The organism is Chryseobacterium oryzae (assembly GCF_022811665.1).
In the GTDB taxonomy this organism is placed as follows: Bacteria; Bacteroidota; Bacteroidia; order Flavobacteriales; family Weeksellaceae; genus Chryseobacterium; species Chryseobacterium oryzae.
This window is the reverse complement of record NZ_CP094529.1, coordinates 292,688-316,859: the sequence shown is the minus strand read 5'-3', so window position 1 is coordinate 316,859 and position 24,172 is coordinate 292,688. Positions and strand designations below refer to the sequence as shown.

The following is a 24,172-nucleotide window of genomic DNA, read 5'->3' as shown; positions in this document are numbered from 1 at the left end:
ATGATTGTGTTTATTTCGTTCTACTTTTAATACCATCCGAAGCGCCTTCAATATCCCTTACTTTTTTCACTTTCTGATTTCCAAAACTGTAAGTTATGCTTAAACTTCCGCCTCTGTTGTATCTGTTTTGATGAATATAATTGTAGTTTCCGCTAGTTTGGTTATCTGTAATTTCTACAATATTGGTGTTGAGAATATCCGTTACGTTGAGCGCAAAAGTCCAGTCGTTCCAGTTCTTTTTTAAACTCATATCCAAACTCATTAGATTTTTAAGCATTCCTAATTCAATTTGCTGTTTATCTATGAAAAAATAGTTAATTCCTAAAAACCAGGTTTTCTTTTTATCGAGACGAACCGTATTATTAGCCTGAATCACTAAACTTGTAGAATTGATGTTGTTGATGTAGGTATCGAAAACTTCCCCAGTTGTAGGATCTGTATTAAGCATTCCGTTATTGATATTATGCTGCATCCCAACATTAAAATTTGTAGTGAGATATTGCTTGAAAAATGATTTCTGCATTCCCAACATGGCAGACATTTCCTGTCTGTCGCCAAAATTAGTTCTTATGTAAGCAAGTTGTCTGTATGTAATACCGTCTCTTACAATGTTTCTCTGAAGAGGAACCTGAGTGATAACATCTTTTATATATGAATGATTTAACACCAAAAAGTAAGAATTTTTGAACATGTATGTTAATTCCTGATTATAATTAGTAGAGGCTTTAACAAATGGATTATTCTGAGTATAATTGTCCTGAGTTAAAATATTTTTCACAGGATTAAGTTCCCAAAAACTTGGTCTTCTCATTCTGCTGGAGAAAGCATACGAAATGTTATTTTTATCATTTATTGCATAATTTAGGCTCAAATAAGGTAACAAATTGTTATAATTTCTTTCGAATTCCTGCATTGTTTGTCCGGGAACCTCTGAACTTCCCATACTTTTCGTGATTTCATATCTCGCACCAATTTTTCCTGAAAGTTTTTCTGAAAATTTCTTATCAAAAGTAAGATAAGCACCATAAATTTTTTCGTCGTAAATAAAATGGTTGAGATCCGGTTTAGATTTTACTAAATTTCCGTTACTGTCGTAATAATCAAAGAAATTCTTGGTATCGTTATCTGTTTTGGTAGAATTGAAACTTCCGCCCAGTGAAACGGTAAAATCTTTCTGAAACTTTTTGATGTAATCTGCCATTCCTGAAAAATTATTGATAATCTGCGGAATTTCCTGCAATACATATTGGCGATAAAGATTGAAATTTCCGTTGGTAGCCGTTCCTAAAGTTTTGTTCTCTGCGTTTTGAAACTTTCTGTAATTAAGGTATGCTGCATTCAAATTTAATTTACTTCCTAAAGAATCCGTTTTAAGTTCATAATTCAAATTGAAAGAATTGTTATATGATCTAGAATTTTTCAGGTTTTGCGATTTTGTAAGTTCTGTACTTTTTAAAACTCCGTCTTCATCGAACATTTTTAGTGTATTCAGCAAATCTGCAGTAGAATTATAACTTCTGTTTGCCCAACTGTTCCAAGACAAAGCCAAATTACTTTTGTCATTGAGTTGATAATCTAAATTCAGATAACCTCCCAAATTTTTATTAGGATCGTTCATTTCTCCTACAGATTGGTTCTGAATTAAATTTGTACCGTTTTTTAGAGTATATTTCTGTGCCTGAATATTGTCGCTTCCGCTTAGATTAGCACTTATTCCCAATTTATCTTTTCTGTAATTTAAAGAGAAACTGGCAGAACTTCCGTTAAACTTATTTTGATAATTTGCCATTCTCATGTTTCCATTGAGACCGTCGCTCATTTTCTTTTTCAGAACGATATTAATGATCCCTTCAGAAGATTCAACCTGAAATTCACTTCCCGGAACCGTAATTACTTCTATTTTCTGAATATTTTCTGCCGGAGTGTTTTTCAGAAATTGTACAAGAGATTCTGCATCCATATTAGATTTTCTTCCGTTGATAAAAATCTGAGCATTATTTTTTCCTGCAATTTTCAAGGTTTTATCATCTGTTGTAGAAACAAGCGGTGTTTGCTTCAAAACATCAAATGTTGTATTCCCTTTTGCAATGGGAGAAGCTGCAACATCGTAAACAAAACGGTCGCTTTGTTTTTTGAATACTTGTTTTTTAATTACAACTTCATCTATTTTCTTTGTTTTTAAAGAGTCTGTTTTTTTCTGTTGGGCAAATGTAAATCCACTAAAAAAAATGGCAGCTATTAGTAATTGAGTTTTCATATTAGATTTTGTTTTTAATTTTTTCTTTTTCTTAAGATAATTTGGACATCATCACCGATGAGTTATCAGAAGCTTGTATTTGTTAATATTTTACATTGCAAAGATATATTAATTTTTTAGTATCATGCAATACAAAGTAGTGTAAATATTTTTGTTGCTTGAATAACATATTGATTTAAAATTAATTAAATTTTAAATATTTTAAACAATCAAATGCTTCTTATACTTTATAAGACAATAAATTTGACAGATTTGTTACAGAACTTGAGAAAAAAAATAAAAAAATTGCAAAAAAAAAAATCCCAAAGCTTTGAAAACTTTGGGATTTTAATCAATATGAAGTTAATCTTATCTGTTAGCGATATCAATATAATCTCTTTTTTGAGCTCCTTGATATACCTGTCTTGGTCTTCCGATAGGATCTCCTTTCAGTCTCATTTCTTTCCACTGAGAAATCCATCCAGGAAGTCTTCCCAATGCAAACATTACTGTAAACATTTCTGTAGGAATTCCTAATGCTCTGTAGATAATTCCAGAATAGAAATCTACGTTTGGATATAATTTTCTTTCTACGAAATATTCGTCTTCAAGAGCAACTTTTTCCAACTGCATAGCAATATCTAAAGCTTTATCGTGAATTCCTAATGCATTAAGAATATCATCAGCAGCTTTTTTAATGATTTTTGCTCTAGGATCAAAGTTTTTATATACTCTGTGCCCGAATCCCATCAAACGGAAGCTGTCATTTTTGTCTTTAGCTTTAGCCACCCATTTATTAACATCTCCACCATCTTTTTCAATCAATTCAAGCATTTCAATTACTGCTTGGTTTGCACCACCGTGAAGAGGCCCCCAAAGTGCAGAAACACCCGCAGAAACAGAAGCGAAAAGACCTGTATGAGCAGAACCTACCATTCTTACTGTAGAAGTAGAACAGTTTTGTTCGTGGTCTGCATGAAGAATTAAAAGTTTATCTAATGCACTTACAACAACCGGATCAATTTCGAATTCCTGATTAGGCATTCTGAAAGTCATTTTGTAGAAATTTTCTACATAGCTTAAACTATTATCTCCGTGGTTTAATGGTAAACCTTGTGTTTTTCTGTAAGTCCAAGCACAAAGATGAGAAAATTTAGCAATCATTAATTCCGCAGCATGATCCATTTCTTCCTTAGAATTAACGTTAACCGCTTTAGGGTTAAAAGCTGTTAAAGCTGAAGTTAAAGAAGATAAAACTCCCATTGGGTGAGCAGAACGAGGGAAGGCATCAATAATCTTCTTCATCTCTTCTGCAACGAAATTATATTTTTTAATATTCGAATCGAATGTAAGAAATTGATCTGCTGTAGGCAATTCACCGTGAAGTAAAAGATACATTACTTCTGTAAAATTAGACTTTTCAGCGATTTGTTCAATTGGATAACCTCTGTAGAATAGTTCTCCTTGGTCACCATCTAGGTAAGTAATCTCACTAATGGTTGCACCAGTATTTTTATACCCTAAATCTAGAGTAATAAGACCCGTTTGGTCTCTTAATTTAGAAATATCTATTCCTCTGTCTCCGATTGTACTATCCACGATTGGATACTCATATGAATTACCTTCGTAATTCAATATAACTTTGTTGTCTGACATTATTTAATTTATTTTTTTTCTAAATATACTATTTATTATAAAATACGGCAAACAAAAAATTTCGCTTGCCGTTATTTATAAATTCAATGAATTATCTTTTGATTTTAAAAGCATCTAACCCAGGAAAAACTGCAGTTTCACCTAAAGCCTCTTCAATTCTTAGTAACTGATTGTATTTTGCCATTCTGTCTGATCTTGAAGCAGAACCCGTTTTAATCTGTCCGCAATTCATTGCTACCGCTAAATCTGCAATAGTAGAATCTTCAGTTTCACCAGATCTGTGAGACATTACAGAAGTATACTTGTTATGTTGAGCCATTTGTACTGCATCCATAGTCTCAGAAAGAGAACCGATTTGGTTAACTTTTACCAAAATTGAATTTGCAATACCTTCTTTTACTCCTCTTGATAATCTTTCTACATTAGTTACAAATAAATCGTCTCCAACCAATTGTACTCTGTCGCCGATTTTTTCTGTTAACATCTTCCAACCTTCCCAATCGTCTTCCTGCATACCATCTTCAATAGAAATAATTGGATATTTATTTGCCAATTCTGCTAAGTAAGAAACCTGCTCGCTTCTAGAAAACTGAGGTGCATCCGCAGTCTGGAATTTTCTGTAATCATAAATTCCATCCTTATAAAATTCTGAAGCAGCGCAGTCTAGTGCTATCATTACATCATCACCCGGTTTGTAACCCGCTTTTTCAATTGCCTGTAATAAAGTATCCAGAGCATCTTCTGTTCCTGCGAAAGTCGGAGCAAAACCACCTTCGTCACCAACTGCAGTAGAAAGCCCTCTCGAATGAAGAATAGATTTAAGATTATGGAAAATCTCAGTTCCTTTTCTTAATGCGTGAGAAAAAGAGTCTGCTTCTACCGGCATTACCATAAATTCTTGGAAAGCGATTGGCGCATCTGAGTGAGAACCACCGTTGATAACGTTCATCATAGGAACCGGAAGAGTATTGGCATTCACACCTCCAACATACTTGTATAAAGGCAATCTTAATTCTGTTGCAGCAGCTTTTGCAGCAGCTAAAGAAACTCCAAGGATTGCATTTGCTCCTAAGTTTCCTTTATTATTTGATCCATCCAAATCTATCATAATCTGATCGATTAAGTTTTGATCGAAAACAGGAAGTCCTACCAATTCCGGAGCAATAACTTCTCTTACATTCTCCACAGCTTTAGAAACTCCTTTACCCATCCAATCTGAACCGCCATCACGCAATTCTACTGCTTCATGTTCTCCGGTTGATGCTCCTGAAGGTACAGCGGCACGCCCCATTGCTCCACTTTCCGTAAAAACATCTACTTCTACTGTAGGATTTCCTCTTGAATCCAAAATTTGTCTCGCTTCTATGTAAGAAATGTAACTCATCTTAATTTTTTTTAATAGTTTAGACAAATTTAATGATTTTTTGAATTTTATCATGAATTCATTAACTTTATTAAACATATTTAGTAGTTAAATATTCGTTAATTTCTGAATGTAAAAATTCAATAAAAATTAAACTATTGTTTAGTTAGTTAAAATTATTACATCAATTATTTTTGATTTTAATACATTTAGAAAAATTTTAAAATTCACTATTAATAATTATATATTCATGAAAAAAGTAATCAATATTTCAATGATTGCCTTGTTTACTATAACTTTTGTATCATGTAAAAAAGAAGGAAACAAAGCGGTAATCAAAAAAGATAATTCTCAAGAAACTGTACTTGCAGACAACGGAGAGGTAGATTCTACTGTAGGATACAATACGGATATAAAAGGAAATAAATCTATTAAGACCGATTATGTTTACCAAGCAACAGACGGCAGTCCGGTAAAAGTAATTTTCGATTACAATCCAGATGACAGAAATGTTTCGATAAGAAGTAATAATAAAACTTTCATTCTAAAAAAAGCAGAAGCAAAACCTAATGAAACGGTTTATGAAAAGGAAGATATGAAAGCAACTGTAAAAGGAGACAGTTTGGTTATACGCCAAGGAGATAATGTTATACAGTTGGTGAAAACAAGATTATAAAGCACAAAAAAACCGTTCAGAATTCTGAACGGTTTTTTTATATGTCTGAGAATAATTATTATTCTTCAGTTTTTTCCTCTGTAGAATCAGCAGCTTCAGCAGTTGGCTCAGCAGCTTTTTCTTCTACTACAGGAGCTTCAGCAACTACAGCTTCTTTTTTAGCTGTTGTAGATCTTCTGCTTCTTCTTGTAGTCTTTTTCTCTTCAGCATTAGGGTTGTAAAGTTCGTTGAAATCTACTAACTCTATTAAAGCTGTATCTGCAGCATCACCAGGTCTGAAACCAGTCTTGATGATTCTCGTATAACCACCGTTTCTTTCAGCGATTTTTGGAGCTACAGTTCTGAACAATTCAGTAACTGCTTCTTTATTCTGAAGATAAGAGAAAACTGTTCTTCTATTGTGTGTAGTATCTTCTTTTGCTTTAGTTAATAGAGGTTCAACGTATACTCTCAAAGCTTTCGCTTTAGCAACAGTAGTGTTGATTCTTTTATGCTCAATTAGAGAACAAGCCATATTAGAAAGCAAAGCACTTCTGTGAGAAGCCGTTCTTCCTAAGTGATTGAATTTTTTACCGTGTCTCATTATTAATTATTTATCAGCGTCTAATTTATATTTTGCAACGTCGAAACCGAAGTTAAGACCTTTTGAATGCACCAATTCTTCTAGTTCTGTCAAAGATTTTTTACCAAAATTTCTGAATTTCATCAAATCAGACTTACTGTAAGAAACCAATTCTCCAAGAGTTTCTACTTCAGCTGCTTTAAGACAGTTAAGGGCTCTTACAGAAAGATCCATATCTGCTAATTTAGACTTAAGTAATTGTCTTGTATGAAGAGTTTCTTCATCGTACTGGATAGATGCTTTTACAGCTTCAGTTTCTAGAGTAATTCTTTCATCAGAGAACAACATGAAGTGATAAATTAATATCTTAGAAGCTTCAGTTAAAGCATTCTGTGGGCTAATAGACCCATCAGTTTCTATATCTAATACAAGTTTTTCGTAGTCTGTTTTTTGCTCTACACGGTAATTTTCAATACTATACTGTACTTTTTTAATCGGCGTAAAGATAGAGTCGATAGCAATAGTTCCTACAGGAGCATTGTTAGACTTATTTTGTTCAGAAGGAACGTATCCTCTTCCCTTTTCTATATTAAACGTAATTTCAAAAGTAACATCAGAGTTTAGATTACAGATCAATAATTCTGGATTCAAAATTTCAAATCCGTTGATTGACTGTCCTAAATCTCCAGCAGTAATAGCAGTTTTACCTGAAACTTTAGCAACAACCTGCTCAGAAGCTTGGTTTTCTGCTGTAGCTTTAAGTCTTACCTGCTTAAGGTTAAGAATAATTTCAGTAACGTCTTCAATTACTCCCGGGATAGTTGAAAATTCGTGCTCTACACCTTCTATTTTGATAGATGAAATAGCGTATCCTTCCAGAGAAGAAAGCAACACTCTTCTCAAAGCATTACCGATTGTAAGCCCGAAACCTGGTTCTAGAGGTCTGAATTCGAATTGACCTTTAAATTCATCAGAGTTAAGTAGGATTACTTTATCGGGTTTTATGAATTGTAAAATTGCCATATTATTGGGTTGAGCAAAAATTTGATTAAAAAATTATTTAGAGTAAAGTTCGACGATCAACTGTTCCTTGATGTCTTCCGGGATTTGGATTCTTTCTGGAGCAGAAATGAAAGTACCTTCTTTCTTCTCGTCGTTGAATTGTAACCACTCGTAGTTTGCTTTTGAAGCCAAAGCATCAGCAACAACTTCTAAAGATTTAGATTTTTCTCTTACTGTGATTACATCTCCCGCTTTTACTAAATAAGATGGAATGTTTAGAATTTCACCGTTTACAGTAATGTGTCTGTGAGAAACCAATTGTCTTGCTCCTGCTCTTGTTTTAGCAAAACCTAATCTGTAAACTACGTTATCTAGTCTAGATTCGCAAAGTTGCAAAAGAACTTCACCGGTTACACCTTTACTTCTGTGTGCTTTTTCGAAAAGGTTAGAAAATTGTCTTTCTAAAATACCGTAAGTATATTTAGCTTTTTGCTTTTCAGCTAACTGAACTGCATATTCCGATTTTTTAGCACCTCTTCTTTTGTTAGGACCGTGTTGTCCTGGCGGTTGGTTTTTTCTTTTTTCGAAGTTTTTATCATCTCCGTAGATTGCAGCACCAAACTTTCTAGCAATCTTAGTTTTAGGTCCAATATATCTTGCCATAATGGGTAAATTCTAAAAATTAAACTCTTCTTCTTTTCGGTGGTCTACATCCATTGTGTGGCATAGGAGTCACATCAATGATTTCGCTAACTTCAATACCTGAATTGTGAATAGTTCTGATAGCAGATTCTCTACCTGCACCTGGACCTTTCACGTACACCTTTACTCTTCTAAGACCAGCTTCGTGAGCTACAGCAGAGCAATTTTCTGCTGCCATTTGAGCAGCGAATGGAGTATTCTTTTTAGAACCTCTGAAACCCATTTTACCGGCAGAAGCCCAAGAGATAACCTCTCCGTTTTTATTTGTTAAAGAAATGATGATGTTATTGAAAGAAGCTTGGATATGCGCTTCACCAATAGCCTCAACTTTTACTTTTCTTTTTTTAACTACTTTTGTCTGTTTTGCCATAATTCCTAACGATTATTTACTTGCCTTTTTCTTGTTAGCAACTGTTTTTCTCTTTCCTTTACGGGTTCTAGAGTTGTTTTTCGTTCTCTGGCCTCTTAAAGGTAATCCTAGTCTGTGACGTATTCCTCGTTGGCATCCTATGTCCATCAATCTCTTGATGTTCAATTGCACTTCAGATCTTAATTCTCCTTCTACTTTAATGTTTTCAGAGATGTATGTTCTGATTGCAGCCAATTCATCGTCATTCCATTCGTTGACTTTCTTGTCTTCGCTGATACCGGCAGCTTTAAGGATTTCAGAAGATGTACTTCTTCCGATTCCGTAGATGTAAGTTAAACCGATAACGCCTCTTTTGTTTTTTGGTAAATCAATACCTGAAATTCTCGCCATAATTTAATTTTAGCCTTGTCTTTGTTTAAATTTTGGGTTTTTCTTGTTGATTACAAATAGAACGCCTTTTCTGCGAACGATTTTGCAATCAGCACTTCTTTTTTTAATTGATGCTCTAACTTTCATTTGATAGTATTTATTTTTTTACTAACATATAAGATTGTTACATCTTATTTTTAGTATTTATTTTCAACAATAGCCAAATGGAAACATAAGAATCCATTTGGCACTTGTTTTTTAGTATCTAAATGTAATTCTCCCTTTTGATAGATCGTAAGGAGACATTTCTAATTTTACCTTATCTCCAGGTAACAGTTTAATGTAATGCATACGCATCTTACCAGAAATATGAGCAATAAGCACATGCCCATTCTCTAACTCTACACGAAACTGGGCGTTGGAAAGAGCTTCCGTAATTACGCCATCCTGCTCAATATGTTTTTGTTTTGCCATAAATTAATATCCAGTCGATCTTGATAATTTAGACTGCATTAAGCCATCATAATGATGATTCAGCAGATAAGTATTAATCTGTTGAACAGTATCGAGTACTACTCCAACCATAATTAACAACGATGTACCTCCGAAGAACAGGGCAAACGCATCTGTCTGAACAAGACTTCCATGCACTATTGCCGGAAGGACTGCAAAGATAGATAAAAAAATCGCACCTGGCAAGGTAATTTTTGATAAAATATCATCAAGGTAATCTGCCGTTTCTTTACCTGGTCTTACTTTAGGTACCAAACCACCATTTCTCTTAAGATCGTCGGCCATTTGGTTTACCGGAATTGTAATTGCAGTATAGAAAAACGAGAAGATAATAATTAATAAAGCAAACAATACATTGTATTGCCAGCTGAATACATTTTTAAAACCTGCAAGGAAAGTGTTAGATTCGTCAAATTTAGTAAGCAATCCTGGAACAAACATTAATGCTTGTGCAAAGATAATCGGCATTACACCGGCTGCATTTACTTTTAACGGAATCCACTGTCTTGCACCCTGCATAAGATTTCTGTTTACACCTCCTCTCGCTTGAGCTCTGCTTACGTACTGAATAGGAATTTTTCTTACCGCAACAGATAACACTACTGCTAAAAGAACCACCAACATCCAGAATATTACTTCAACAAGAATCATGATAGAACCTAATCCTCCTTTTCCGTTCTGTACTGCTACTTCCTGTACAAATGCTTCTGGTAATCTAGACAAAATACCCACCATAATTAGGATGGAGATACCGTTACCGATACCTTTGTCTGTAATTTTTTCACCAAGCCACATTGCAAATACAGATCCTGCAACCAAGATTACAATACTTGGTAACCAAAACATAATCGAATTAGGATCTATAAGATAAGCAGACTGGAACTGAGCATAAGGTAAAAATAATCCTGTAATAGATCCCAAATAAGAAGGAGCTTGTACAAGACAAACGCCAATTGTTAACCATCTGGTAATCTGATTAAGGGTATTTCTTCCTGATTCTCCGTCTTTCTGAAGTTTCTGAAGATAAGGAATAGCCATCCCCATCAACTGAACAATAATAGAAGCAGAAATATAAGGCATAATCCCTAACGCCATTACAGAAGCGTGGCTGAAAGCCCCTCCCGTAAACGACGAAAGCAAGCCAAGGAGACCTGCTCCTTGCTTGTTACCGCCCTGACTTTTATAATGCTCTAAGAGATCTCCCACTTCTGCAAGGTTAATTGCAGGTAGAGAGATATAAGATGCGAATCTATACACAAGGATAATACCCAAAGTAAAGAGAATTTTATCTCTAAGTTCTTTAAGGCTCCAAATATTCTTAAGGGTTTGTATAAATTCTTTCATTAGTAATTATTATAAGGTAATTGCTTTCCCACCTGCTTTAGAAATTAATTCTTCAGCAGATTTAGTGAATTTGTCAGCAGAAATTGAAACCGCAGATTTCAATTCTCCTCTACCCATAATTTTCACTAATTCATTTTTAGAAGCTAATCCGTTTTGTACCAAAACTTCTTTTGTAATATCTCCAGTGATAGATTTATTTTCAATTAAAGTTTGAATACTGTCTAGATTGATTGCTCTGAATTCTTTTCTGTTTACGTTTTTGAAACCGAATTTAGGTAATCTTCTTTGCAAAGGCATCTGTCCACCTTCGAAACCGATTTTCTGAGAATAACCAGCTCTAGCTTTCTGACCTTTGTGACCTTTTGTAGAAGTACCACCTTTACCACTACCTTGTCCTCTACCAATTCTCTTAGAATTGAATGTAGAACCTGCAGCTGGTTTTATATTATTTAAATTCATTGTAGTATTTGATTTAAAGATTTAAAGATTAAGAAATTAAGTAAATCTCAATTCCTTAATCATTTAATTTTTTAATTATTTCTGAACTTCAAGTAAGTGACTTACTGCAGCTATCATTCCTAAAATAGAAGGAGTCGCTTCATGTTCTACAACTTGGTGAAGTTTCTTAAATCCTAATGCTTCAAGCGTTCTCTTTTGGGTTTTTGTTCTACCAATAGCGCTTCTTACTTGCTTTACTTTAATTGTTGCCATTGTTTTAAATATTAACCGTTAAACACTTTAGTTAAAGAAACTCCTCTCATTCTAGCAATTTCTTCAGGTCTTCTGATATCCAATAACGCTTTGAAAGTAGCTTTCACTACGTTGTGAGGGTTTGAAGATCCTTTAGATTTTGAAAGAATATCGTGAATACCAGCAGATTCTAGTACCGCTCTTACAGCACCACCGGCGATAAGCCCTGTACCGTGAGAAGCTGGTCTCAAAAAGATATCTGCACCACCATATCTAGCAGTAGTTTGGTGAGGGATACTGTGGTTCATTACAGGAACTTTCACTAAGTTTTTCTTAGCATCTTCTACCGCTTTAGCAATAGCAGAAGCAACTTCCTTAGATTTTCCTAAACCAAAACCGATAGTACCAGCTTCGTCTCCTACTACAACAATAGCAGAAAATCCGAAAGCTCTACCTCCTTTTGTTACTTTTGTTACTCTGTTAACAGCTACGAGACGATCTTTAAGTTCTAATCCTCCCGGTTTTACTCTTTCTATATTATCTAGTCCTAACATATTTCCGAAATTTAATGATTAGAATTTAAGCCCTCCTTCTCTCGCACCATCAGCAAGAGCCTTAACTCTTCCGTGATATACGAAACCGTTTCTATCAAATACAATATTTTCGATTCCTGCAGCGATTGCTTTAGCAGCAATTGCTTTACCTACCGCAGCAGAAACTTCAGTTTTTGTTCCGTTAGCGTCTACTCCTTTCTCTCTGGAAGAAGCAGAAACTAAAGTTTTACCGTCTTTATCGTTGATTAACTGAGCGTAAATTTCTTTATTACTTTTGTATACAGATAATCTTGGCAATTCAGAAGATCCTGAGATTTTCCCTCTTACTCTTCTTTTTATTCTTATTCTTTTTTCTAATTTACTTAGTGCCATTTTCTTAAATTTTATTAAGCAGATTTACCAGCTTTACGTCTAACATTTTCACCAACGAATCTTACCCCTTTACCTTTGTACGGTTCAGGTTTTCTGAATGAACGGATTTTAGCAGCCACCATTCCAAGAAGTTGCTTATCGTAAGACGTTAAAGTAATAATTGGATTTTTACCTTTTTCAGTCAATGTATCAACTTTTACTTCACTTGGAAGTTCTAGTACAATACCGTGAGAGAAACCTAAAGCCAATTCAAGTTTTTGACCTGAATGAGAAGCTCTGTATCCTACTCCCACTAGTTCTAGTTTCTTTTCGAAACCAGTATTAACACCAGTGATCATGTTGTTGATCAACGCTCTGTATAAACCGTGAAGCGCTCTGTGTTGTTTAGCATCAGATGGTCTGTTTACTGTAAGTTCTCCATCTTTTTGCTCTAAAGTAATTCCTTCTGTAAGTTCCTGAGAAAGTTCTCCTTTAGGACCTTTAACTGTTACTACACTTTCTTTCTCAGTGATGGTAACACCAGCAGGAATTGTTATAATTGCTTTACCAATTCTTGACATTTTCCTTTGATTAAAAATTAATAAACATAGCAGATTACTTCACCGCCTACTTTCTCTTCTCTAGCTTTCTTGTCAGTCATTACTCCTTTAGAAGTAGAGATGATAGAAATACCCAAACCATTTAGTACTCTTGGAAGTTCACCTGAACCTTTGTACTGTCTCAAACCTGGTCTTGAAGCTCTTTGGATAGACTTAATAGCCGGTTTGTTGGTTTGCTTGTCGTACTTTAAAGCGATTTTGATCGTTCCTTGTACAGAGTTATCCTCAAACTTGTAGTTTAAGATATACCCCTGATCAAATAAGATCTTAGTAATCTCCTTTTTGATTTTCGATGCAGGAATTTCCACCACTTTGTGGCCTGCGCTTTGTGCGTTCCTTACTCTAGTTAGGAAATCTGAAATTGGATCTGTTACCATTTCTTTGTTTTAAATTATTGGTTTAATGACAACCAGTATTGAAAAGACTTGAAGATTAAAGATTATATAGCTCCGAATAGTTCTTCACCTAATCTCTTTACCTGCAGTATCTCAACAACTTAATTGCCACTTTGATTTTTTTATAATTTCATTTTATTCTAATAAACATAGCCAAAACGAAGATTAGTCTGTCAGAAAAACAAAAATTTTCCTGAGCGGGTGCAAAAGTACAAAAAAAATAATAATAATTTATTTTTTTCTTTGTCTCTAAACCGACTTAATTTTGTATTCTATTTATTAAAATACAGCTGACTTATAAAAATATAGAAGTCAGCTGTAAAATTTTTATTGCTTACCAACTAGCTTTTTTAACTCCTGGGATAAGACCGTTGTTTGCCATTTCTCTGAAAGTTACTCTGGAAATACCAAACGTTCTCATGTATCCTCTTGGTCTACCTGTCAATTTACATCTGTTGTGTAATCTTACAGGAGATGCATTTTTAGGAAGTTTTTGCAATGCTTCGTAATCTCCGGCTTCTTTCAAAGCTTTTCTTTTCTCAGCATATTTAGCTACAGTAGCTTCTCTTTTGCGCTCACGCGCTTTCATTGATTCTTTAGCCATTTCTTAGTTCTTTTTGAACGGTAAACCGAAGTGAGTTAATAATGCTTTAGCTTCTTTATCTGTTTTTGCTGTAGTAACGAAAGTGATATCCATCCCTTGGATTTTTTTCACTTTATCGATTACGATTTCAGGGAAGATAATTTGCTCAGTAATACCTAAGTTATAGTTACCTCTACCGTCGAAACCTTCAGCTTTAATACCAGAGAAATCTCTAATACGTGGCAAAGCAGAAGAAGTTAATCTATCTAAGAATTCGTACATTTTGTTAGCTCTAAGTGTAACCTTAGCTCCAACAGGCATACCTTTTCTTAATTTGAAAGCAGCTTCGTCTTTTTTAGAGATTGTACCAACAGCCTTTTGACCAGTGATATTTGAAAGTTCTTCTACAGCATAATCGATAATTTTTTTATCTGCAGTAGCATCTCCTAAACCTTGAGATAAAATAATTTTCTCTAATTTAGGTACTTGCATTACCGATTTATATCCGAATTCTTCCATCATTGCAGGAACAATCGTTTCTTTATATGCTTTTTTGGGTCTTGCTATATATTCCATGTTCTTAAAAATTATAAAGTTTCACCCGTTTTTTTGTTGATTCTTACTTTCTTATCTCCTTCGATTTTGAAACCTACTTTGATAGCTTTTCCGTCTTTACCAACTAAAGCTACGTTTGAGATATGAATAGAAGCTTCTTTCTCAGTGATTCCTCCTTGAGGATTAGAAGCTGAAGGCTTAACGTGTTTTTTAACGATGTTAAGTCCTGCAACGATAACTCTAGGGTCTCTTCCTTCTTTTTTGATCACTTCAATAACTTCACCTGTACCACCTTTAAGACCTTTCTTACCGGTAGTTACGATTACGTTATCTCCTCTTTTTATTTTTAACTTTGACATTTTTTTTAAAATTTTAAATATTAAAGTACTTCAGGAGCTAATGAAATGATTTTCATATATTCTTTGTCTCTCAACTCACGGGCAACCGGTCCGAAAACACGAGTTCCTCTCATTTCTCCTGCTGCGTTTAGCAATACACAAGCATTGTCTTCGAATTTGATGTATGAACCATCTTTTCTTCTTACTGCTTTTTTAGTTCTTACTACTACAGCTTTAGATACCTGACCTTTCTTAGCGTTTCCTGATGGTGTAGAATCTTTGATAGTAACAACGATTTTATCACCAACTGAAGCATATCTTCTTCTGGTTCCTCCCAGAACTCTGATAACCAATACTTCTTTAGCACCTGTGTTATCAGCAACTTTTAATCTTGATTCTGTTTGTAACATTATTACTTAGCTTTTTCAATGATTCTTACTAATCTCCATCTTTTGTTCTTGCTCAAAGGTCTAGTTTCTTGGATCAAAACTGTATCTCCTTCTGCGCATTCGTTGTTTTCGTCGTGTGCAGTATATTTTTTCGTTTTCAAAACGAATTTACCGTACATCGGGTGCTTTACTCTCGTAGTTTCGCTAACAACAATAGTTTTTTCCATTTTATTGCTGGAAACCACTCCGATTCTTTCTTTTCTTAAATTTCTATCCATTGTAAAATGAAATTATTGTTTGTTAGTTAACTCAGTGTTTAATCTTGCGATTGTTTTTCTCAAATCTCTGATTTGGATCGGGTTTTCAAGCGGACTGATTTTGTGAGCTAATTTCATTTTTGTAAATTCAGCTTTAGCTTCAGCCAGTTTATTTTGAAGATCTCCCGCGCTTAGATTTTTAATTTCAGCTTTTTTCATTATATTCAGAGATTAAAGAGGTTTAACAAAATCGTTAGCAACTACAAATTTGGTCACTACAGGTAGTTTTTGAGCGGCAAGTCTAAGAGCTTCTTTCGCAACTTCGTAAGGTACTCCACCTACTTCAAACATAATTCTACCTGGTTTTACTACAGCTACCCAATATTCCACAGCACCTTTACCTTTACCCATACGTACTTCGGCTGGTTTCTTGGTAATTGGCTTATCTGGGAAGATTTTAATCCATAGCTGACCTTCTCTCTTCATATATCTTGTCGCAGCGATACGAGCTGCTTCAATTTGTCTTGCTGTAATCCAAGCTCCTTCTAATGCTTTGATTCCGAAAGTTCCGTACGCTAACTGAGATCCTCTCTGTGCGTCTCCTTTCATCTTCATTTTATGAACCTTACGGAACTTGGTTCTTTTTGGTTGTAACATAATTCTAATTTAGATGTTAGATGTTAGATGTTAGATGTTAGATAAAATTGAATTCAGTTCTTGTAACGGAAGATCTAATTTCTAGTTTCTATCTTCTAACTTCTAATTAATTATTATTGTTATTATTGTTTCTTCTTGGCTTTCTATCTCCACCTCTATCGTTTCTTTCTCCTCTACCTCCTGCTGGTGCTTTTTTCTGTTGTCCTACTAGTGGGGAAAGTTCTCTTTTACCGTAAACTTCACCTTTCATAATCCAAACTTTTACACCTAGCTTTCCGTACTGAGTTAAAGCTTCACCGATATGATAGTCGATATCTGCTCTGAAAGTCGACAATGGAATTCTTCCGTCTTTGAAAGATTCTGATCTTGCCATTTCAGCTCCGTTCAATCTACCAGAGATTTGAACTTTGATTCCTTCAGCTCCCATTCTCATTGTAGAAGCAATTGCCATTTTCACAGCTCTTCTGTAAGAGATACGGTTCTCGATTTGTTTAGCAATGCTGTCTGCAACTAATACTGCATCAAGTTCAGGTCTTTTGATTTCGAAAATGTTGATTTGAATATCCTTTTTAGTCAATTTTTTCAACTCTTCTTTCAATTTATCAACTTCCTGACCACCTTTACCGATAATTAATCCTGGTCTTGCAGTAGTAATTGTAACGGTTACTAATTTTAATGTTCTTTCAATAAAAATTCTTGAAATACCACCTTTAGATAATCTTGCTTCAAGGTATCTTCTGATTTTATAGTCTTCTGCGATTCTGTCTCCATAATCGTTTCCGCCAAACCAGTTAGAATCCCATCCTCTGATGATACCTAATCTGTTACCAATTGGATTTGTCTTCTGTCCCATACCTTGATTAATTTTCTTTTGTACCTAAGATTAGCGTAATGTGGTTTGATCTTTTTCTGATTCTGTACCCTCTACCTTGTGGAGCTGGTCTTAGTCTCTTCAATTGTCTTGCACTGTCTACAAAAATTTCTTTAACGATAAGGTTTGCCTCTTCAATATCAGCACCTTCGTTTTTAGTTTGCCAGTTTGCCATTGCAGAAAGTAATACTTTCTCCAATTTGTTTGACGCATCTTTTTTAGAATATTTTAGAATGCTTAAAGCTTTTTCTACTTCAACTCCTCTGATGATATCAGCTACCAATCTCATTTTTCTAGGAGAAGACGGGCAATCGTTGTGTAACGCTTTCGCTACATCCTGATTCGTTAATTTACGTGCTAAAGCACTTTCTCTTTTTCTTGATCCCATGATTATCTGCTTCCTTTGTTTTTGTTACCACCATGACCTCTGAAAGATCTTGTTGGAGAAAATTCGCCTAACTTGTGACCTACCATGTTTTCTGTAACATATACGGGGATAAAAGATTTCCCGTTGTGTACAGCAATAGTTTGTCCTACGAAGTCCGGAGAAATCATTGATGCTCTAGACCAAGTTTTAATAACAGTCTTTTTACCAGACTCAATATTTGCCTGAACCTTCTTATCTAAAGTATGATGAATGAATGGTCCTTTTTTAAGTGATCTTGCCATAATTATTTTCTTTTAGATACGATGTAACGGTTAGACACTTTGTTTTTCTTTCTAGTTTTGTAACCTTTAGATGGTTTACCGTTTCTAGATCTTGGGTGACCTCCAGAAGAACGTCCTTCACCACCTCCCATTGGGTGATCTACAGGGTTCATTACAACTGCTCTTGTTCTAGGTCTTCTACCTAACCATCTACTTCTACCAGCCTTACCTGATACCGTTAATTGGTGATCTGAGTTAGAAACAGATCCAATCATAGCCATACATTCAGTAAGGATCATTCTAGATTCTCCTGAAGGCAATTTAATGATTGCATATTTTCCGTCTCTTGAAGTAAGTTGAGCTGAAGAACCCGCACTTCTTGCTAAAATAGCACCTTGTCCAGGTTTCATTTCAACACAAGAAATTACAGTACCCAATGGAATGTTTTTCAATTTCATTGCGTTACCTACGTTTGGTTCTACGCTTTCACCTGAAACTACTTTCTGATCTACTTTAATACCGTTTGGAGCGATGATGTATCTCTTCTCTCCGTCTGCGTACTCTAATAAAGCGATAAATGCAGTTCTGTTTGGATCGTATTCTACAGATTTTACAGTTGCTTCAACGTTTGCTTTGTTTCTTTTGAAGTCGATAATTCTGTATTTCTTTTTGTGTCCACCTCCGGTGTAACGCATGGTCATTTTACCTGTTTGGTTACGTCCACCTGACTTTTTAATACCAACTGTTAGAGATTTCTCTGGTTTGTTGGTAGTAATTTCCTCAAAATTGTTTACAATTCTGAATCTCTGTCCCGGGGTGATAGGTTTTAATTTTCTAACAGACATTACTATTATTTATAATTAATAATTAATTTACAGCAAAAATATCGATAACCTCACCTTCAGCAAGTTTGATTACCGCTTTTTTCAATTTGTTTGTCTTTCCTACTTGAAGACCTTTTTTAGTGTACTTTGAAGAAACCTTCGGAGCATAAATCATTGTGTTAACGTCTGCTACTTTTACACCGTAAGCCGCTTCAACAGCTTTTTTAATCTGGATTTTATTCGCCTTAGTATCTACTAAGAAAGAATAAGAACCTCTTAAATCTGTAAGGTAATTAGCCTTTTCTGAAATAACTGGTTTAATAATAATAGACATGACTTATTTCTTTAAATTTTCTTGGAATTTCTCGATAGCACCTTCTAAAAATACAATCTCACCTGCGTTAATTAGGTCGTAAGAACTAATTTCGTTGTAAGCAAGAACTTTAGTTTTAGGTAGGTTTCTTGAAGACAAATAAACATTTTTGTTTGCTTCATCTAAGATGTAAAGAGATTTTTTACCTTCGAATCCTAAAGCGTTATTGATGTTGATAAACTCTTTAGTCTTAGGAGTTTCGAAATTGAAAGCCTCTAATACTTTAATGCTGTTATCTCTCATTTTTTGAGAAAGAACAGATTTTTTAGCTAATCTCTTAAGCGCTTTGTTCAATTTGAATCTGTAATCTCTTGGTTTTGGTCCGAATACTCTACCTCCACCTCTGAAAGTTGGAGATTTAATATCACCATATCTAGCAGAACCAGATCCTTTTTGCTTCTTAAGTTTTTTAGTAGAAGCAGTAATTTCGCTTCTTTCTTTTGCTTTATGAGTTCCTTGTCTTTGTGCAGCAAGGTACTGTTTTACTTCTAAGTAAACCGCGTGCTGATTTGGCTCAATTCCGAATACTGTTTCGTCTAGAGTTACTTTTCTTCCGGTCTCTTTTCCTGATGTATTTAATACTACTAGTTCCATTTTCTGATAATTACATAAGAATTTTTAGCTCCCGGAACAGCACCTTTTACTACTAAAAGATTTTGTTCTTGATCCACTTTTAACACCTGAAGGTTTTGTACAGTTACCTGCTTACCTCCCATTCTTCCAGCCATTCTCATCCCTTTGAATACTCTTGAAGGGTCTGAACCAGCACCGATAGAACCTGGAGCTCTAAGTCTGTTGTGCTGACCATGAGTTGCCTGCATTACACCTCCAAAACCGTGTCTTTTAACAACACCTTGGAAACCTTTACCTTTAGAAGTACCTGTAACGTCAACATATTCCCCTTCTAGGAATAAATCAACTTTCACCTCTTCTCCTACTTTTACTTCGTCTACGAACTCTCTGTAGAATTCTACCAACTTAGCTTTAGGAGCCGAACCAGCCTTTTTGAAATGACCAGCTAACGCTTTACCAACGTTCTTCTCACTCTTGTCATCGAAACCTAATTGAACTGACTTATAACCGTCCTTTTCAATGGTTCTGACCTGTAAAACCGAGCATGGACCAGCTTGGATAACTGTACAAGGAATGTTTTTTCCTTCTTCGTTAAACAAAGATGTCATACCGATTTTTTTACCAATAATACCTGACATTATTTATATAATATGTTATAAAATTTTCTTGGGTTCACGGTCATTTTTCGGGTGCTCAAGTAATTACTAATTTTGAATTTAGGCATACTCCTCCCCTAAAATGAGTGTGCAAATTTATGAATAATATTTTATCTGACAAATATTTTCGATAAAATATTTTGATTTATAGAAAGTTAAATGATTTTTAACTTTATTTAAAACCATCCAAAGGATTTAGTATTTTTATCTGTCCGAAATTTCACTATGAAAAAAACTGCACTTCTTTTTTTTATACTTCTATTATTTTCCTGCACAAAAAAGGAAAAACACTCTTTTACCTTTTACTATTGGAAAACCAATCTTGCATTAGATAAACCAGAAAAAGATGCTTTATCTAAAGCCGATTACCCTTTTTTATATACAAGATTTTTCGATGTTGATAAAATAAACGGCAAATTCGAACCTGTAGCGGTAATTAGCAAAAATCAGAATTTTGAAACTGAAAAAGAGATTGTCCCCACAGTTTTCATCACCAACAGAAGTTTTATTAATATTCAAAAAAAAGAAATTCCTTTTTTGGCAGAGAAAATAAATACTTTAATTAAAAAGAAAATTACAGATTACCAGCTTAAAGCAAATGGGGAAATTCAAATTGACTGCGACTGGACATCAGGAACAAAAGAGGATTATTTTGAGTTCCTAAAACAGTTAAAAAAGATTTCTCAGAAAGAAATCACCTGTACTTTGCGTCTACATCAGGTAAAAGACAAAGAAACATCCGGAATACCGCCTGTTGACAAAGTATATCTCATGTGCTATTCTACTTCATCACCATTGGAAAATTCGGACAAAAACTCTATTCTGGATTTGAATATTATGAAAAGTTATTTATCTAAACTTGAAGACTATCCCATAAAAAAAATAGAAGTTGCGCTGCCTATTTATTCATGGGGAATTGTAACCAATCATTTAGGGAAACACAAACTGATTAATGCTCTTTCAACTAAAGATTTAAATCATCCTGATTTCAAAAAAATATCAGCCAATGAAGCTGAAGTTTTAAATGATGGATTTTATTTCGGCAACTTTCTCAATAAAGGTTTCAAAATAAAAGTAGAAGAAGTTTCTGAAAAACAACTTCATAATGCTATTCAGTTCTTAGATCAAAAAATAGGGAACTATACCATTGTATATTATCAATTAGACAGTAAATTTGTAGAGAACCGATCTTTTTAAATATTGAGAACCATAAATTTGATTCCAAAGAAATGGTTAAAGTATCCTAAGTACAAAAGACATCCTTTCATTAGCAGAAAGAACCAACCAACACTAACAAAATATTATGAAAAAACACATTCTTTCATTGGCCACAATATCGCTTTTTTATATTAATACACAAGCGTGCGCCTGGTCTGATCCGGACAGCGATTATTTCAACCTTTTTACGCAGAGCATCATAAAAGATAAATCTTATCTTCCATTTCTCCATAATTATTCTTCAAGATTTTATACCGATTACAAACCTTCGCAGATTCCGGATGAAAACATTGAGTCTTGGCGTAAGTTTTTCGGAAACCAAATGAGTTATTCCGAAACAGATTATCTGGTGAACAAAATCAGTCTGAACGATTTAAATGAATTAAAAAAAGGTAGCCCAAACAATCCGTTATTAAATAAATTAGGAAACGGTTTTTACACTAAATATCGCGAAGCTATAGATTATTTAATCGAAGCAAAATATCTGGAACCTTACATGAGAATAAATTATGTGGAAGATGCCAATTCTTTTTACTATCGCGAGAACGAAAATACTAAAAATGCACAGCAATTAGATTACAGAAAAACAACTTCTGCCTTAATTTCTCTCTATAATGCAACAAAAAATCCCGAAATAAAGCAACGTTACGGATATCAACTCGTAAGATTAAATCATTATACGAGAAATTATGATGCTGCACTACAGGCTTTTAAAACTTACGTTTTGCCTAATAAATTGAAAGGTACAGTCTATTATATGGCTCTCGACCAATTAGCAGGAGCACAAAGAGGACTCGAAATGGGTAATGAAGCCAATTGGAATTTTTTTCAGGTTTTTATAAATTCAAAAAGCAGGAAAGAATCTGCTTTTGTATCGATGAAACTTTCAGATTCTGCTTCGTTCAGCAATATTCTGAAAAGAGCTGCAAACAATGAAGAGAAAAACATGGCATATTTTCTATTAGGGTATGAAGATTTTACCAATCCGATTCCTATGATGGAAAAAATGTATGAAATAGATCCTGATTCTGAAATTCTAAAAGTTATGGCTGCTAGAAGTATTAATGAATTAGAAAGAAATTATCTTCCTACTTATTATTATGCTTCGAAAGACAGCAATATTAATTCAGACAAAAAAGAACATATTGGCGAAACCGAAAAAAAAGAAATAGAGAAAAAAGAACTGAGCTTCTGGCAGAAAATTGTTCTTTTCTTCAAAAACCTTTTTGGTGGAAAAAAATCGGATAAAACCAATGAAAAATCTGAACAGAGTAATGATGAGCTGTTTGAAAATCCGGACAGAATCCCTACTTACATTAAAAATAATGCCTACTATTATTCTCAAAACGAAAATGAAAAAGATTTTCTGAATGATCTTGAAAAATTCACATCAAAAACGAAAGAAAAATCTAAAGATGAATATTGGCAGATTGCAGACGCTTATTTAAAATTCCTAAAAAAAGATTATAAAGAAAGCAGTGAGATTTTGTCTGAAATGCAAACCAACAATCCTGAATATCTAGAAGAAATTAAGAGAATGAAAGTTCTTAACGACATTGTTTCTCAGCCTAAAATAGATTCGGAATACGAAGATCATTTAATGAAAAATTATGCTGAATACTTTATTGAAAAACCACCTGTAAAAAAAGACAGCACCGAAATAAATGAATATAATTATTATGGTGAAGCTCCCTCCACAGCAGATTTTCTGAAAGATGTTCTTGCTAACCGCTATTTTCTTCAAGGTGAAGACGGAAAATCTTTTCTCATGAATAATAAACTTTCCGATTTGCAGTACAACCCAAATTCAGATTTAGTTAAAAGTGTTGAAGAATTTTACAGAAAACCGGACAAAACCAAATTCGAACAGCAAATAATTGCTAAAAATCTGGATGATGTAGGAAATATAGATGCATTTTTTGCTACCATTTACGGCGACAGAGCCATGAAACTTGCAGATTTCACTAAAGCCAAATCTTATTACCAAAAAGCTTTGAACTTTTCCGGAATTCCGAGAGACAACTACGAAAAATATAATCCTGAAACCGAAAAATATGAAAAGTTTGTTTACAACGGAGAAAATTACGACGGCTACAACAATATTCCGAATTTGGTTTTCGGACATAATGTTTGGGAAAGCTTCCAAAGTCCAGAAACAAAAAGTATGAAACCTGAAGATTATTCTGCCTTTCCGTTCATTAAACATAAAATGAATAAACTGGAACTTGCGGACGCCATGATACAGTTGCAAAAAATAGGAACAGGTAAAGATGCCAAAGCAGCAAAAGCCAATCAGCTAATTGGAAATGTACTTTATAACACTTCTATCCTCGGTTATTACCGTCAGCTTTTTGTAATGGATGTCGACAACAGTAATGGTGGTAAATATGATTTCTGGACAACATCGACAGAAAGTCCATATCAATACTACTACAAAAACTTTTCTTCTGAAACATTTATTGAGCCGGATAATTTTGATCTTAGCATCAATTACTACCAAAAAGCTTTAAATATTAGTACGAATAGAGAAGAGAAAGCTCGGATTTTATTTCAAATGGCGAGTGCTGAACAAGGGAAATTTTATCAATATGAAGCAAAGCATCAAGCCAATATAGATTATGCCGATCCCAAATGGTCTGAAAAAACCGACGCTCAAGAAAAAGAAATGGCTCTCCTGAAAAATCAAAAATATCGAAATTATTTCACCCAGCTGAAAAACCAATATTCCGATACTGAAACTTCAAAAGAGCTATTGGGAAGCTGTACGTATTTCAGTTACTTTATGAAACGATAATTAAAAAACTAAAGCCTTACAGATTTTGTAAGG

General features: G+C 34.2%; 34 protein-coding genes. 3 read left to right on the top strand and 31 right to left on the bottom strand.

Annotated elements, in window-relative coordinates:
* Positions 1-10: 10 nt before the first annotated feature.
* From MTP08_RS01490 to eno, 3 genes are all read right to left on the bottom strand, one after another.
* Positions 11-2,257 carry a TonB-dependent receptor domain-containing protein gene (locus MTP08_RS01490; protein WP_243576757.1) on the bottom strand — a complete coding sequence of 749 codons (2,247 nt, stop codon included), beginning with the start codon at positions 2,255-2,257 and terminating at the stop codon, positions 11-13.
* Between the two features lie 348 nt (positions 2,258-2,605).
* Complete coding sequence (locus MTP08_RS01485) at positions 2,606-3,892, bottom strand: citrate synthase (protein WP_243576756.1); 1,287 nt, start codon at positions 3,890-3,892, stop codon at positions 2,606-2,608.
* Positions 3,893-3,983: 91 nt separating this feature from the next.
* Positions 3,984-5,276 (bottom strand): phosphopyruvate hydratase, encoded by a 1,293-nt coding sequence (gene eno, locus MTP08_RS01480; protein ID WP_243576755.1) that lies wholly within the window; start codon positions 5,274-5,276, stop codon positions 3,984-3,986.
* Between the two features lie 229 nt (positions 5,277-5,505).
* Here eno and MTP08_RS01475 point away from each other — a divergent pair, with 229 nt between their 5' ends.
* Complete coding sequence (locus MTP08_RS01475) at positions 5,506-5,931, top strand: hypothetical protein (RefSeq protein WP_243576754.1); 426 nt, start codon at positions 5,506-5,508, stop codon at positions 5,929-5,931.
* Between the two features lie 58 nt (positions 5,932-5,989).
* Here MTP08_RS01475 and rplQ read toward each other — a convergent pair whose 3' ends face one another.
* The 28 genes from rplQ to rplC all read right to left on the bottom strand — a co-directional run bounded on the left by rplQ (position 5,990) and on the right by rplC (position 20,109).
* A complete protein-coding gene (rplQ, locus tag MTP08_RS01470; protein WP_209389992.1) occupies positions 5,990-6,514 on the bottom strand; it encodes a 50S ribosomal protein L17 in 525 nt (174 codons plus the stop codon).
* 6 nt (positions 6,515-6,520) lie between these two features.
* Positions 6,521-7,516 carry a DNA-directed RNA polymerase subunit alpha gene (locus MTP08_RS01465; protein ID WP_243576753.1) on the bottom strand — a complete coding sequence of 332 codons (996 nt, stop codon included), beginning with the start codon at positions 7,514-7,516 and terminating at the stop codon, positions 6,521-6,523.
* Between the two features lie 33 nt (positions 7,517-7,549).
* Positions 7,550-8,158 (bottom strand): 30S ribosomal protein S4, encoded by a 609-nt coding sequence (gene rpsD / locus MTP08_RS01460; protein WP_209389994.1) that lies wholly within the window; start codon positions 8,156-8,158, stop codon positions 7,550-7,552.
* Between the two features lie 19 nt (positions 8,159-8,177).
* The gene (gene rpsK / locus MTP08_RS01455) at positions 8,178-8,567 is read right to left on the bottom strand and encodes a 30S ribosomal protein S11 (RefSeq protein WP_048504755.1); all 390 of its coding nucleotides are present in this window, start codon (positions 8,565-8,567) and stop codon (positions 8,178-8,180) included.
* 12 nt (positions 8,568-8,579) lie between these two features.
* Positions 8,580-8,957, bottom strand: coding sequence for a 30S ribosomal protein S13 (gene rpsM / locus MTP08_RS01450; protein ID WP_076444023.1), 378 nt, complete (start codon positions 8,955-8,957; stop codon positions 8,580-8,582).
* 9 nt (positions 8,958-8,966) lie between these two features.
* Positions 8,967-9,083 (bottom strand): 50S ribosomal protein L36, encoded by a 117-nt coding sequence (gene rpmJ, locus MTP08_RS01445; protein WP_007839480.1) that lies wholly within the window; start codon positions 9,081-9,083, stop codon positions 8,967-8,969.
* A gap of 111 nt (positions 9,084-9,194) precedes the next feature.
* On the bottom strand, positions 9,195-9,410 hold the full coding sequence (gene infA / locus MTP08_RS01440) for a translation initiation factor IF-1 (protein ID WP_029297754.1): 216 nt from the start codon (positions 9,408-9,410) through the stop codon (positions 9,195-9,197).
* A gap of 3 nt (positions 9,411-9,413) precedes the next feature.
* A complete protein-coding gene (gene secY / locus MTP08_RS01435) occupies positions 9,414-10,793 on the bottom strand; it encodes a preprotein translocase subunit SecY (RefSeq protein WP_243576752.1) in 1,380 nt (459 codons plus the stop codon).
* Positions 10,794-10,802: 9 nt separating this feature from the next.
* Entirely contained in the window at positions 10,803-11,252 is a 450-nt protein-coding gene (rplO, locus tag MTP08_RS01430; RefSeq protein ID WP_143884923.1) for a 50S ribosomal protein L15, read from the bottom strand.
* A gap of 75 nt (positions 11,253-11,327) precedes the next feature.
* Positions 11,328-11,504, bottom strand: a complete 177-nt coding sequence (gene rpmD / locus MTP08_RS01425) for a 50S ribosomal protein L30 (protein WP_007839493.1) — start codon at positions 11,502-11,504, stop codon at positions 11,328-11,330.
* A gap of 11 nt (positions 11,505-11,515) precedes the next feature.
* Complete coding sequence (gene rpsE / locus MTP08_RS01420) at positions 11,516-12,037, bottom strand: 30S ribosomal protein S5 (protein ID WP_209389996.1); 522 nt, start codon at positions 12,035-12,037, stop codon at positions 11,516-11,518.
* 18 nt (positions 12,038-12,055) lie between these two features.
* A complete protein-coding gene (gene rplR / locus MTP08_RS01415) occupies positions 12,056-12,409 on the bottom strand; it encodes a 50S ribosomal protein L18 (protein WP_209389997.1) in 354 nt (117 codons plus the stop codon).
* 14 nt (positions 12,410-12,423) lie between these two features.
* The gene (gene rplF / locus MTP08_RS01410) at positions 12,424-12,969 is read right to left on the bottom strand and encodes a 50S ribosomal protein L6 (RefSeq protein ID WP_243576751.1); all 546 of its coding nucleotides are present in this window, start codon (positions 12,967-12,969) and stop codon (positions 12,424-12,426) included.
* A 17-nt stretch (positions 12,970-12,986) separates the two neighbouring features.
* Entirely contained in the window at positions 12,987-13,385 is a 399-nt protein-coding gene (gene rpsH / locus MTP08_RS01405) for a 30S ribosomal protein S8 (RefSeq protein WP_209389999.1), read from the bottom strand.
* 352 nt (positions 13,386-13,737) lie between these two features.
* On the bottom strand, positions 13,738-14,007 hold the full coding sequence (rpsN, locus tag MTP08_RS01400; protein WP_027383308.1) for a 30S ribosomal protein S14: 270 nt from the start codon (positions 14,005-14,007) through the stop codon (positions 13,738-13,740).
* A gap of 3 nt (positions 14,008-14,010) precedes the next feature.
* Positions 14,011-14,562, bottom strand: a complete 552-nt coding sequence (gene rplE, locus MTP08_RS01395; protein ID WP_209390000.1) for a 50S ribosomal protein L5 — start codon at positions 14,560-14,562, stop codon at positions 14,011-14,013.
* An 11-nt stretch (positions 14,563-14,573) separates the two neighbouring features.
* Positions 14,574-14,900, bottom strand: a complete 327-nt coding sequence (gene rplX / locus MTP08_RS01390; RefSeq protein WP_209390001.1) for a 50S ribosomal protein L24 — start codon at positions 14,898-14,900, stop codon at positions 14,574-14,576.
* Between the two features lie 20 nt (positions 14,901-14,920).
* Positions 14,921-15,289, bottom strand: a complete 369-nt coding sequence (gene rplN / locus MTP08_RS01385) for a 50S ribosomal protein L14 (protein ID WP_007839504.1) — start codon at positions 15,287-15,289, stop codon at positions 14,921-14,923.
* Between the two features lie 2 nt (positions 15,290-15,291).
* Positions 15,292-15,546, bottom strand: a complete 255-nt coding sequence (gene rpsQ, locus MTP08_RS01380) for a 30S ribosomal protein S17 (protein WP_029297775.1) — start codon at positions 15,544-15,546, stop codon at positions 15,292-15,294.
* A 12-nt stretch (positions 15,547-15,558) separates the two neighbouring features.
* On the bottom strand, positions 15,559-15,744 hold the full coding sequence (rpmC, locus tag MTP08_RS01375; protein ID WP_089745117.1) for a 50S ribosomal protein L29: 186 nt from the start codon (positions 15,742-15,744) through the stop codon (positions 15,559-15,561).
* A 12-nt stretch (positions 15,745-15,756) separates the two neighbouring features.
* Positions 15,757-16,182: a 50S ribosomal protein L16 gene (gene rplP, locus MTP08_RS01370; protein ID WP_209390002.1), complete on the bottom strand. Its 426-nt coding sequence runs from the start codon at positions 16,180-16,182 to the stop codon at positions 15,757-15,759.
* A gap of 106 nt (positions 16,183-16,288) precedes the next feature.
* Positions 16,289-17,035 (bottom strand): 30S ribosomal protein S3, encoded by a 747-nt coding sequence (rpsC, locus tag MTP08_RS01365; protein WP_209390003.1) that lies wholly within the window; start codon positions 17,033-17,035, stop codon positions 16,289-16,291.
* A gap of 7 nt (positions 17,036-17,042) precedes the next feature.
* On the bottom strand, positions 17,043-17,441 hold the full coding sequence (rplV, locus tag MTP08_RS01360) for a 50S ribosomal protein L22 (RefSeq protein ID WP_209390004.1): 399 nt from the start codon (positions 17,439-17,441) through the stop codon (positions 17,043-17,045).
* Positions 17,442-17,443: 2 nt separating this feature from the next.
* Complete coding sequence (rpsS, locus tag MTP08_RS01355) at positions 17,444-17,722, bottom strand: 30S ribosomal protein S19 (protein ID WP_002983209.1); 279 nt, start codon at positions 17,720-17,722, stop codon at positions 17,444-17,446.
* Between the two features lie 2 nt (positions 17,723-17,724).
* Positions 17,725-18,546, bottom strand: coding sequence for a 50S ribosomal protein L2 (rplB, locus tag MTP08_RS01350; protein WP_072953574.1), 822 nt, complete (start codon positions 18,544-18,546; stop codon positions 17,725-17,727).
* 22 nt (positions 18,547-18,568) lie between these two features.
* Positions 18,569-18,859 carry a 50S ribosomal protein L23 gene (gene rplW, locus MTP08_RS01345; protein ID WP_042720941.1) on the bottom strand — a complete coding sequence of 97 codons (291 nt, stop codon included), beginning with the start codon at positions 18,857-18,859 and terminating at the stop codon, positions 18,569-18,571.
* Between the two features lie 3 nt (positions 18,860-18,862).
* Positions 18,863-19,492, bottom strand: a complete 630-nt coding sequence (rplD, locus tag MTP08_RS01340) for a 50S ribosomal protein L4 (protein WP_209390005.1) — start codon at positions 19,490-19,492, stop codon at positions 18,863-18,865.
* A complete protein-coding gene (gene rplC, locus MTP08_RS01335; protein WP_209390006.1) occupies positions 19,483-20,109 on the bottom strand; it encodes a 50S ribosomal protein L3 in 627 nt (208 codons plus the stop codon). Before rplC ends, rplD begins: the two co-directional genes overlap by 10 nt.
* A gap of 243 nt (positions 20,110-20,352) precedes the next feature.
* Here rplC and MTP08_RS01330 point away from each other — a divergent pair, with 243 nt between their 5' ends.
* Together MTP08_RS01330 and MTP08_RS01325 are read left to right on the top strand one after the other, a co-directional pair.
* Positions 20,353-21,324 (top strand): hypothetical protein, encoded by a 972-nt coding sequence (locus MTP08_RS01330; RefSeq protein ID WP_243576750.1) that lies wholly within the window; start codon positions 20,353-20,355, stop codon positions 21,322-21,324.
* A gap of 106 nt (positions 21,325-21,430) precedes the next feature.
* Positions 21,431-24,139 (top strand): hypothetical protein, encoded by a 2,709-nt coding sequence (locus tag MTP08_RS01325; protein WP_243576749.1) that lies wholly within the window; start codon positions 21,431-21,433, stop codon positions 24,137-24,139.
* Positions 24,140-24,172: the final 33 nt, after the last annotated feature.